The sequence below is a fragment of the Nocardia sp. NPDC002869 genome (assembly GCF_046764065.1).
GTDB classification, from domain to species: domain Bacteria; phylum Actinomycetota; class Actinomycetes; order Mycobacteriales; family Mycobacteriaceae; genus Nocardia; species Nocardia rhamnosiphila.
Genome location: NZ_JBKOOL010000191.1, coordinates 1 through 10,377, shown reverse-complemented (window position 1 = coordinate 10,377; position 10,377 = coordinate 1). Strand labels below are relative to the sequence as shown.

The following is a 10,377-nucleotide window of genomic DNA, read 5'->3' as shown; positions in this document are numbered from 1 at the left end:
CTGAGCTTGCGAGGTGGGGGCGGTGTGCCGTAGTGCGGCGGCGGCGCGTCTGCGCCGCCGCTCTTGATCCTATATAGCTAAATTCGGCAGCCGACCGCGTTGGGAACCGGAGAGGCAAACAAAGCGGCTGAAACTCCCGGCTACGAAGACGAACCGGGCCGTGCTCAGTTCGCCGGGGCGGGCCGGATGACGGCTATGGTCTTGTCATCGTGGCGCTTCGCTCGTGGCTGCTGCATGCCATCAGGATCGGTATCGGCTTCCCACTGGTGCGCGCGCCAGAGCAACTGCGCAAGGCCGTGATCATCGAGGCCGGCAACCTCGTCCCAGGAGACCCCCAGCGGTGTGAGCGGATCTACGGCCCCGTCGGTAGCGAGTATCGCCCAGTCGACCCGATCCGCTGGGTAGCGGCGGACGATCGAGCGATGAGCGGCTTCGGGGTCCGCTTCGGCAATCCAGTAACCGTGGTGCTTGTTTCGGTGCTGACGCTGCTTTCGTTGCAGCGCTCGGAGTACACCGAAGTGGTCCGAGTTGTACCCGCGGCCGGCCTGAAGGTGCTCCCGGTAGATCCGGGACTCTTGGAAGTCGAGTGCATCGAGTCGTTCGTCGGAGATGAGATCTTGCGTCCCATCGGTACATCCGACAACTACGGACGAATCGCCGAGAACCAGCGTCTCAATCGCATCCGCGTCAGTGCGGACGATCGCGACCGTGCTGGATGGTGCCTGCCCTCCGGAAGGGAGGCGAAGTCTCGCCGCGGTCGATTCGATCGCTGTTGCAAGAATGTCGGATAGTCCGCTTGAACTGGTCAGGCGCTCGCATAGTTGGTGTCCGAGAGAATCGACGTACTCGTGCGCGGAGGGACAGTCGGGGTCGTGCGACGTTGCGCCGTCCAGTACGACTACCGCGCGGTTGGTGATGAACAACCGGTCCTCGGCGGAACCTTCCTGAAGCTGGGCGCTGTGGACGTTCAAGGCGTCTCCACGTACGGGCCGACGATGATCCGGCTATCCGTCACGGCGAAACTGTCATCGAACTCGCATTCGATCACACCGTTTACAAAGGTTGCCTTCGGATCAAACACCGCCTTGAGATTGCGGTCTAGCCAGTGCGCTACACCGAGCGAACCCACGCTGGTGATCCCCGCGATGTGGACGATGACGCGTCCGTCATCCTGCCGCCGCGAGAAGTACCCGATGTCTTTCCGAATAGAGCTGTCGCGTCGATACGGGGACGAATGCCGCTGTCCAGCCCGCGAATCGGTAATCCACCAACCGTCGTCGTCACGCTCGAAACCGAGTATCGAATCACCTTCCAGGAGCCGTCGCGCGATCGGAGCCGACTTCGGTCCACAGACGATGACACAGTCACCCTCTGGCAAATCCTCACGATCAGGATCGATCGTGAACCCCTCGGCGGCCAGCACCAACCGGGATAGCGTGCCCTCGATCGCGAGCTGAGTTGCCTGGTCGTTGGCATCGATGAATGGCCGTTCGCGGCCATCCTCAAGCCCGAACCGTCGTGGAATTCCGACCGCAACTGGACCCACGCCGAAGAACGCTCGCTCTTCCCGTGGCGCGGACGACCGAATCTGACTGACTCGGCCCTGCGTAATCCCGAGTAGCTCGGCGATCTCCTTGTAGCTCATCCCCCGTTCGCGGTGGGCTTCCTCGATCGCGACCTTCCGCGCACGGGCTAGCTCGTTCGCGCGCTGCTGATAGAAGGCCATCAGCTTCGTCACGCGCTGACCACGGCGGATTGGATCGGGATCGTTCCGCGCCTGGTCAAAGTCGTCGGGGGTAGCCACAGCACCCAGTGTAGACGGCGACTTTAGGGGGCTATTGCGTTTGCTGGAATGGCGGCGTACGGTGTTCTTTATCCCCCTAAAGCGCCTCCCGGACACGGGATCGCGCTTCGACTTTAGAGGGGTAAAGCGGGCCGAAGGGTCGGCCGATCAAGGGAGGTCATCATGCGGGGAAACGCTCAGGCAGTAGTCGGGACGGTCATGGGTCCGTCCCGGTTGAATGCGGCGGGGTGGTGCATCTGGTGCCTTGGCCGGCACTGCGACAAGCCTCGTTGCATCGCGTCGCACGCGGCCACGGCCTGGCAGTTCTGCGACCGGTGCGGCGGGACCGAGTACGTGAACGGCCATCGTGACCCGGAGAACGCGGCCGGTCGGTGCGACTGCATCCAGGGCTTCGAAGAGGTGGAGTACGCCGGGCCGGTCGCCGAGGTCGTGCCGCTGCCGGTCGAGAAGGCGGTGCCGGTGGTCTACGAGTCCTGGCCTGCCGGTGGCGGCGCTCCGGTGCGCTGGATGGGTCGGTGATCGGCATGGCCTCGAATGTGATTTCCCTGCGTAACCGGTCCGTCGAGCAGGAGGTGGTGCGTCCGCCTCGGCTGACCTTCGCCCGTCGCTGCGTGTGGTGCGGTGAACTGGATTGCCTGCACCCGGACTGCATCGCCCTGCACGATGTCTCCGTGTGGGCGGTGTGCCGCCAGTGCGACGGTACCGGGTTGGCGTTCTCCGGCCCTCAGGGCTGCACGTGTGCGTTCGGTCTGATGCACACCGCCCCGGCAGTACAGCGGGTGATCGGCTACGCCCGCAAGACCGGTGAGCCGGTTATCGAGGAAGGGCACTGGTCGAGCTACAACGACCGCAACTACTACGAGCCGTTCCACCCGGCCGAATCCGCCAAGCGCGTCTCCCCGGTCGAACCGCTCAATTCCGAATCGGCCAAGCGCGTCTCCCCGGTCGCTCCGCTGGATGCGAGCAACGAGGCGGTGGCCCTGTGACGGCGACGGTGACAGACCTCGGTGGAGCTCCCGCCCGCGTGACGGCGGCTGAGCGGCGGGCCGAACTGAACCTGGTCGAGTTGGCGGCTGCGGCGGCGGAGAAGGAAGGCGTGTGCCGTCGCCCCCTGCCGATGCTGGCCATCACCGATGACGGCGGCTCCAAATACATCGGGGCCCCGTGCAAATCCACGTTGGAGTGCGTGTGCCCGGCGTGTGCGGCCCGTGCCCGGCTCCTGCGTATCCAGCAGGCCCACGAGGGCTGGCACATCGGAGAGGAACCGCTAGTGGAGAAGAAGAAACCCACCGAACAGCAGATGGACCTACTCAAAGCACGAGCGGATCTCATGTCCGCCTACACCGACGCCAAGGAGACCGGCGACACCGTGATGATGGCCGGCATCCGGGAAGTCGTCGACGAACTCGACACCGAACTCCGCGAGACCGGAATCCGCGGCAAGCTCCCCAGCCTGGACCCCGGTGAGAAACCGGTCCGCAAGCGGACTACTCGCCGTCAGCAGGCCGCACCGGATCTGCCTCGCAAGAAGGTCGGGAAGACCACCATCGGCCGCGAGTACGCGGGCAAGTACCGGCCGTCGCTGTTCCTGACCCTCACCCTCCCGTCCTACGGTCGTGTGGGTCCGGATGGTGCGCCGGTGAACATGGAGACCTACGACTACCGCCAGGCGGCCCGGGACACGATCCATCTCGCGGCGTTGTTCGACCGGTTCATCCAGAACTATCGCCGGGCCTCGGGCCGGGATATCCAGTACTTCGCCACCGTTGAGCCGCAGCGTCGTGGAGCTCCGCATATCCATATCGGGATCCGGGGCACCGACCCGAAGGAACTGATCCGCCAGTTGGCGGCCGCGACGTATCACCAGGTGTGGTGGCCGCACTTCAATGAACCCACCTACCCCGACGCCCTCCCGTTCTTCGATCATCAGCAACAGGCGTTCGTGGACCCCGACACCCGGGAACCGGTCCCGACCTGGACCCAGGTCATGGACCTCATGGACTCGGTAGACGAGCTGGAACCCGCGCACGTGATCCGGTTTGGCCAGCAGATCGACGTCAAAGGCATCCTCGGCGGCACCGAAGAAGCCAAACGGCATATCGGCTACCTGACCAAGTACCTCACCAAGTCCATCGGGGACGTGATCGAACCCCAGTCCCAGCGGGCAGCCGACCACTACGACCGGCTCCACCAGGAGTTGTGCAAGACGCCGTGCTCGCCTACCTGCGGGATCTGGTTCCGCTACGGCGTCGTACCGAAGGGCGCGAACGCCAAGACCCAGCCCGGCGTCTGCAAGGGCAAGGCGCATCGTCGGGAAACTCTCGGCCTGCGGGGTCGTCGGGTGCTGGTGTCGCGGAAGTGGACCGGTAAGGACCTGGCCGACCACAAGGCCGACCGCGCGGACTTCGTCCGGCAACGCCTCGCCGAGGCCGGCATGCCGCAGGAACAGGTGCAACGGATGGTTATCACCCCGGTACAGCCCGGAGACCCGAACGTGCCACCCCGTGAGCACCTGATCATGCAAATGGTCGCCCAGAAGATCAGCTGGCGCGCGGAATACACCCAAGCCATGCTGGCCGATCCACCAGTCGTGCCGGATATGCCGGTTACACGTGAAACCGTTGCGCCCCAACATGATTCGTCGGGTACGGCAGCGTGAGGGGCGGAAAGATGGAAGAGACGTACTTGCGGGCGAAGGATTGCGAGGCGCTGACCGGGATTCCGGAAGCCACCTGGCGTTGGTGGGCCCATGTCGGTCGGGGCCCGGCGAGTTTCAAGCTCGGGCCGCGTCGGCGGGTGTGGCGTAAGTCGGTCGTCTTGGCGTGGATCGCTGAGCAGGAGGAACTGACCGGAACCGGTGAGGCTGCCTGATGGCTACTCGGCGTAACCCACGCTCCGGTATCGAGGATCGGTGGTACCCGACCGTGGTCGTGACCGACCCGGTGACCGGAGCGACGTCCAAGAAGAAAGAGAAGTCGAAAGAACGGTTCGGCAAGGGCAAGCGATGGCGGGCCCGCTACGTCGATCCGAACGGCGTGGAGCGCTCGCAATCCTTCGACACCAAGGCCGAGGCGCAACGCTGGCTCGACAGCGACGTGACAACCAAGGTTGTGACCGGGACGTGGGTTGATCCGGACCGTAGCGGTGTCCTGTTCTCGGTGGTCGCGGAGAAGTGGTATGCGACGAAGAAATTCCGCAAGCCGAAGACGGTCGCGGGCTACCGGTCCTTACTGGATACTCTCGTGCTGCCGCAGTGGGGCTCGATACCACTGCGAGACATCGACTTCGAGGACATACAGGACTGGGTGGTGAACCTGTCGGAATCCGGTAGTGCCCGGTTCAAGGGGCAGGGTCTGTCGGCGTCGCGGGTGATCCAGGCGTATCAGGTTCTCGGCCAGGTGCTGCGGTTCGCGGTGAAGTCCAAGCGGCTCGCGAGTAATCCTGCCGTCGACATCGAGCTTCCGTCGATGCTGGCGGGTGAGCGCCGCTACCTCACTCATCTGGAGGTCATGCGGCTGGGCCTGGCGGCAGGCCGGTTGCGTCCGCTGGTGTTCACTCTCGCCTACACCGGTATCCGTATCGGTGAGGCATCGGCGCTGCGGGTGATGGACGTGGACCTGGCCAATCGACGGCTCCGCGTGACTCGTTCGGCAACTCCGGTGGCCGGCAAAGGGACCGTGGTGACGGACACGAAGAACCACAATTCGCGGTCGGTGCCGATCCCGGAAACCTTGGCGAAGGATCTCGAAAGCCTCATGGAGGGTCGCGAATTGACCGCGCAGCTGTTCGCCAGCGAGAAGGACGGCGGGCTGCTGGAGTACAACGAGTTTCGCCGGGTGTTCGATGAGGCCGCGAACTCGGCCGGACTTCGAGGGCTTGTGCCACACGGATTGCGTCACACGGCGGCATCACTCGCGATCAGCGCCGGGGCCAATATCAAGGTCGTTCAGCGGATGCTCGGCCACAAAACCGCCATGCTCACGCTCGATCTGTACGGCCATCTGTTCCCGGACGACCTGGATGTCGTCGCGGCAGGGATGGAGGCCGGTGCCAGAGCTGCTGCGGACCAATTGCGGACCGCATGACCCAAAATCCGGCTCCGACCTCCAAAAAACGTCCCTGACCATTGAGCGAGCGGCGGGAATCGAACCCGCGTAAACGGCTTTGCAGACCGTTGCCTGAACCACTCAGCCACGCCCGCGTGACTCGATGATCATGGCTCGCCGCCGCCACACGGCACACAGTTGCGCTCAGCCGGATCGCAACCGGTGACAGCGCCCGGACCGGTGGCGCGCGGCCCGGCGTCGCGGGTGACACCCGCCACCGGCGGGCGCCCACGACGCGGCTCACCGGCGAGGCGCCGTGCAATGATCGAACACATGTCTCGCCCCCGCCCGCTGCCCCTCGACCCGATCCAGGAGGCCCACCGTCAATGGGTCGGCCACGGATGGGGTGCGGTCGCCGACGGGATGGCCGCGGTGACCTCACTGGTCCGCGCCCAGCAGATCGTCATGGCGCGCGTCGACGAAGCCCTGCGCCCGACCGGCCTGACCTTCTCGCGCTACGAGTTGCTGCAACTGCTGAACTTCAGCGCGACCGGTGCGCTGCCGATGGCGGTGGCCAGTGCCCGGTTGCAGGTGCACCCGACCAGTGTCACCAATTCGGTCGACCGGCTGGAGGCGGCGGGGTTGGTGAACCGGGTACCGCATCCCAACGATCGGCGGGCCACGCTGATCGAGATCACCGATGCCGGAAGGGCTCTCGTGGCCGAGGCCACCGGTTATCTGAACGAGCGGGTGTTCGCGCGGCCCGAGCTGCCGGCCGCGCGGTTGCGGACGCTGCTGCAGTTGCTCACCGAGTTCCGGCACACCGCGGGAGACTTCGACACCGGCGAGGAACCGGCCCGCTGGGCCGAACCCTGACCGTATCCCGGCCGGCCGGCGTGGGTGCGGAAAACCAGACTTCGACCAGGGCATATCGAATGTTCGCCGGGCCGGAACGGCAGCGAAAACAGCACAGCCGGGCACCCGTTCGGCGAATTTCTCGGGGGTTCGGCTTGGCAACGACCGGCCCGCGGCGCACCATATGTTTATGGTGCTGGTTCTCGGGGTATCAGTAGGCGCCTCTGGTGCGCGTGCGGTACTCACCCATTCGGATCAACCGCACCTGCCGCCGATCGATCGATGCCATATCCCCCGCCCGGCCCGTGCCTCGGTGGCCGAACCGGCCCTCATCGCGATCCGCCGGATGTACGGCGCCGCCGACCGGCGCGACGAGTACATCACCGGAACCGCGGTGACCTGCCACAACCGGGAGCAGGCCGACGTGGTGGGTGATGCCCTCGGCACCGGCCGCGTCACCCTGGTGGACGAGCCGCTGGCGCAGTTGCGCTATCTCAGGTTCACCGAGAAACTGCCGACGACCGGGGTGGTCTCCCTGTTCGACCTGGGCTCCTCCGGTCTGACCCTCACCCAGATCGACTGCCGCACCGATACCGTACTGGCCGGGGCCCACTGCCCGGGGTTGGGCGGCGACGGCTACAACGAACTGCTGTGCGAATGGCTGGACTCCGCCGGTGTGTACACCGACGAAACGGCGGCCCGCCGGTACCGGGAAGCGCTGAGCAGCGCCCGTGTCGTGACCGCCGCCGACCCCGATACCGCCGAACGCGCGGTGATCACCCGTAGTGACCTCGCCGAACTCTGCGCGGACGCGGTGGAGTCGGCCGCCACACTGGTACACCGGGTGGCCGAGCAGACGGAGGCGGCGCCGGACGCGGTGGCCCTGCTCGGCGGGTGCGCCCGTAACCCGGCCCTGCGCACCCGCTTGACCGAACTGCTGGACCTGCCGGTGGTGTGCGATTCCGAACCGGAGTACGTCTCGGCGCGCGGCGCGCTGCTGTTCGCGGCCGAACGGCCCGCCGCCGGTATCCGCACCGCGCATATCCGGGCGGGCGGTCAGGTGGTGCCGCTGGCCCCGCCCGCGGTCGGGCGGCGCAGGGTCTACGCGGCCGCGGCGGTGACGATCGGGCTCGGCGCGACCGTGGCCGGACTGCTCACGGCCCAGAACGGGGCCGCGCAACCCACCCGGACCAATTTCGTGCCCACCGACATCCTGGACGCGCCGCCCGCGCCCTGAACCGGGCCCGCACCGCCGCCGGCGAAGCGGGCCGCGGTCTCCGGGGTGCGCTGCCGCCGGGCACCGAACCGGTCGCCTCGGGCCCCGGCCCGCGCGCCGAGAAGATCAGCGGTTGGTGAATTTCGCGGGCCGCTTGTCCACGAACGCCGCCATCCCCTCGGACTGGTCCGCGGTCGCGAACAGCGAGTGGAACACCCGCCGCTCGAACCGCAGGCCCTCGCCCAGCGTGGTCTCGAAGGACCGGTTCACCGCCTCCTTGGCGATCATGGCCACCGGCAGTGACATCGACGCGATGGTGGCACCGACCTCCAGCGCGGTGTCCAGCAGTTCGGCGGCGGGCACGATCCGCGCCACCAGGCCGGCGCGCTCGGCTTCCTCGGCATCCATATTGCGGCCGGTGAGCACCAGATCCATGGCCTTGGCCTTACCGACCGCCCGGGTCAGCCGCTGCGAACCACCGATACCGGGAATGACGCCGAGTTTGATCTCGGGCTGGCCGAACTCGGCGGTATCCGCGGCGATCAGGATGTCGCAGATCATGGCCAGCTCACAGCCGCCGCCCAACGCATAACCGGCGACCGCCGCGATGGTCGGCTTACGGAACTGGGCCAGCCGCTCCCAGCGGGCGAAATAGTCGTCCATGAACATGTCCATGTAGGACTTCGGCTGCATCTCCTTGATATCCGCGCCGGCGGCGAAGGCCCGATCGGAGCCGGTGATCACCACGGCGCCGATCTCGTCGTCGCGTTCGACCTCGTCGAGCGCGGCGATCACATCGTCGAGGACCTGCGCGTTGAGTGCGTTCAGCGCCTTGGGCCGGTTCAGTGTGATGAGGGCGACCCCATTCTTGCGCTCCAGCAGAATCGTCTCGAAGTCGGTCACGGCGCATCCTCTGGTTCGAAAGGTCATGAACATCGGTGACGATACCGCCCGCCGGACGAGCGGTATCGACACGGCTCGAGGGTGCGGCGCGACGGTTACGGCGGTGGCTACGTCCCCAGTCGGACCATGATCTCCGCCATCCGCGCCTTCGATCCAGTCACACATCGCGGCGCCGTCCATACCGACCAGTTCCGCTTCCGGACCCAGCACGTACCGGCCGTCCCCCGGGAGATCGCGTCAGACCAGACCCGCATGGATGATTCCCCGCGCCCGGAAACCCAGCCGGCCCTGGATCACTTTCAGGACCCCGGCATCCGGTCCGGACGACACGGAGGTGGGTGCCGGTCGAGGGGACCCCGCGGACATCCGGGTTCGCGCCCCCCGCGGTGAGCCCGGCCGACACCGACTGCGGATCGCGGCCCGCACCGGCTTGAACTCGAGAGCCGAGCGCGTCGAGACGATCGCGGTCGCTTCCACGGCGGGCGCGGTCGGGGGGAACAGCCAGGCCCAGGCGATCTCGATCGCCGGCCAGCACAGCGTCAGGATGACGGTGAGTTTGGTGGCCGGTAACTCGGTGCCCATATCGAACGCCGAATCGTATTGCGCCATCATGTATTCGCTACTCCCAGGAGTGTTCGCCGGTGCGCAGATCGTCGAACCGCCCACCCATCTCCTCGCGTGCCGCGCCCGCCGGATACGCGGCCATGGTCGCCTGACGCGCCTCGTCGATCTTGGCGAGCAGAGCTGTGAGCTCGTTAATCGCTTCCTCCCAGGCCCGGGCCACGTCCCAGGTCTTGTCCTCGTCCCCAGCCGGCCACGGGGCCCCGGCGATCTCCGGCCGGGCCGAGCAGGGACCCGCCGCGCTGTCACACGACAGGTCCCCGTGCCGGGCCACACCGTTTTGCCATGGGGCCGACCTACCGCTCCGCTACCGACTCGCGAGGGTCGGTGAAACGTTGCCCTCCACCGGACCGGCTATTCGGCCGGACCGGTTCCGCCGCTGCGTTCGCGTACGTCGGTGACGATGGCCGAGAAATCCCGGTCGCCCGAGGTCTCGTTGAATTCGCGATAGATTTCCGCCGCGAGCTGCCCGATCCGGCCCTCGACACCGTTGGCGCGCAAGGCTTCCACCGCCAGACCCAGGTCCTTGTTCATCAGCGCCGTGGCGAACCCCGGCTTGTAGTCGTTGTTCGCCGGGCTGGTCGGCACCGGACCCGGAACCGGGCAGTAGGTGGTGAGCGACCAACTCTGCCCCGAGGCCGTGGAGACGACATCGAAGAACGCCTGATGGCTCAGGCCCAGCTTCTCACCCAGCACCAGCGCTTCCGACAGGCCGATCATGGAGATGCCGAGGATCATGTTGTTGCAGATCTTGGCGGCCTGCCCGTTCCCGGCGGCACCGGTGTGCACCACCTTGGCGCCCATCACCTCGAGCACCGGCAGCGCCTCGGCGAAATCGGCATCCGCACCGCCCACCATGAAGGTCAGTGTTCCGGCGGCCGCACCGGAAACCCCACCGGAGACCGGCGCGTCCAGGGCCCGGTGCCCGGCCG

General features: G+C 66.6%; 13 protein-coding genes and 1 tRNA gene. 7 read left to right on the top strand and 7 right to left on the bottom strand.

Annotated elements, in window-relative coordinates; translation table 11 throughout:
• Positions 1-164: 164 nt before the first annotated feature.
• Complete coding sequence (locus ACLML9_RS25325) at positions 165-971, bottom strand: hypothetical protein (RefSeq protein ID WP_411947866.1); 807 nt, start codon at positions 969-971, stop codon at positions 165-167.
• A complete protein-coding gene (locus tag ACLML9_RS25320) occupies positions 968-1,804 on the bottom strand; it encodes a sigma factor-like helix-turn-helix DNA-binding protein (protein ID WP_411947865.1) in 837 nt (278 codons plus the stop codon). The genes ACLML9_RS25325 and ACLML9_RS25320 overlap by 4 nt, the downstream gene beginning before the upstream one ends.
• Positions 1,805-2,137: 333 nt before the next feature.
• Here ACLML9_RS25320 and ACLML9_RS25315 point away from each other — a divergent pair, with 333 nt between their 5' ends.
• The 5 genes from ACLML9_RS25315 to ACLML9_RS25295 are packed head-to-tail and all read left to right on the top strand — an operon-like array spanning position 2,138 to position 5,889.
• Entirely contained in the window at positions 2,138-2,323 is a 186-nt protein-coding gene (locus ACLML9_RS25315) for a hypothetical protein (protein ID WP_411947864.1), read from the top strand.
• Positions 2,324-2,328: 5 nt separating this feature from the next.
• Positions 2,329-2,790 (top strand): hypothetical protein, encoded by a 462-nt coding sequence (locus tag ACLML9_RS25310; protein WP_411947863.1) that lies wholly within the window; start codon positions 2,329-2,331, stop codon positions 2,788-2,790.
• Between the two features lie 38 nt (positions 2,791-2,828).
• A complete protein-coding gene (locus ACLML9_RS25305) occupies positions 2,829-4,463 on the top strand; it encodes a replication initiator (protein WP_411947862.1) in 1,635 nt (544 codons plus the stop codon).
• Positions 4,464-4,474: 11 nt separating this feature from the next.
• On the top strand, positions 4,475-4,675 hold the full coding sequence (locus ACLML9_RS25300; RefSeq protein WP_411947861.1) for a helix-turn-helix transcriptional regulator: 201 nt from the start codon (positions 4,475-4,477) through the stop codon (positions 4,673-4,675).
• Positions 4,675-5,889: a tyrosine-type recombinase/integrase gene (locus ACLML9_RS25295; protein WP_411947860.1), complete on the top strand. Its 1,215-nt coding sequence runs from the start codon at positions 4,675-4,677 to the stop codon at positions 5,887-5,889. The genes ACLML9_RS25300 and ACLML9_RS25295 overlap by 1 nt, the downstream gene beginning before the upstream one ends.
• 44 nt (positions 5,890-5,933) lie before the next feature.
• Here ACLML9_RS25295 and ACLML9_RS25290 read toward each other — a convergent pair.
• Positions 5,934-6,005 (bottom strand) — tRNA-Cys (locus tag ACLML9_RS25290).
• 178 nt (positions 6,006-6,183) lie between these two features.
• Between ACLML9_RS25290 and ACLML9_RS25285 the strand changes: the two genes are divergently transcribed.
• A complete protein-coding gene (locus tag ACLML9_RS25285) occupies positions 6,184-6,726 on the top strand; it encodes a MarR family winged helix-turn-helix transcriptional regulator (protein ID WP_411947859.1) in 543 nt (180 codons plus the stop codon).
• A 169-nt stretch (positions 6,727-6,895) separates the two neighbouring features.
• The gene (locus ACLML9_RS25280) at positions 6,896-7,942 is read left to right on the top strand and encodes a hypothetical protein (RefSeq protein ID WP_411947858.1); all 1,047 of its coding nucleotides are present in this window, start codon (positions 6,896-6,898) and stop codon (positions 7,940-7,942) included.
• Between the two features lie 105 nt (positions 7,943-8,047).
• On the opposite strand, the gene ACLML9_RS25275 is transcribed toward ACLML9_RS25280, so the two are convergent.
• The 4 genes from ACLML9_RS25275 to ACLML9_RS25260 all read right to left on the bottom strand — a co-directional run.
• Entirely contained in the window at positions 8,048-8,824 is a 777-nt protein-coding gene (locus ACLML9_RS25275; protein ID WP_411947857.1) for an enoyl-CoA hydratase, read from the bottom strand.
• A 237-nt stretch (positions 8,825-9,061) separates the two neighbouring features.
• On the bottom strand, positions 9,062-9,436 hold the full coding sequence (locus ACLML9_RS25270) for a hypothetical protein (RefSeq protein WP_411947856.1): 375 nt from the start codon (positions 9,434-9,436) through the stop codon (positions 9,062-9,064).
• 7 nt (positions 9,437-9,443) lie between these two features.
• Positions 9,444-9,719, bottom strand: a complete 276-nt coding sequence (locus ACLML9_RS25265; RefSeq protein WP_411947855.1) for a hypothetical protein — start codon at positions 9,717-9,719, stop codon at positions 9,444-9,446.
• An 80-nt stretch (positions 9,720-9,799) separates the two neighbouring features.
• The coding region (locus ACLML9_RS25260; RefSeq protein ID WP_411947854.1) for an NAD-binding protein at positions 9,800-10,377 on the bottom strand (578 nt) is incomplete at its 5' end.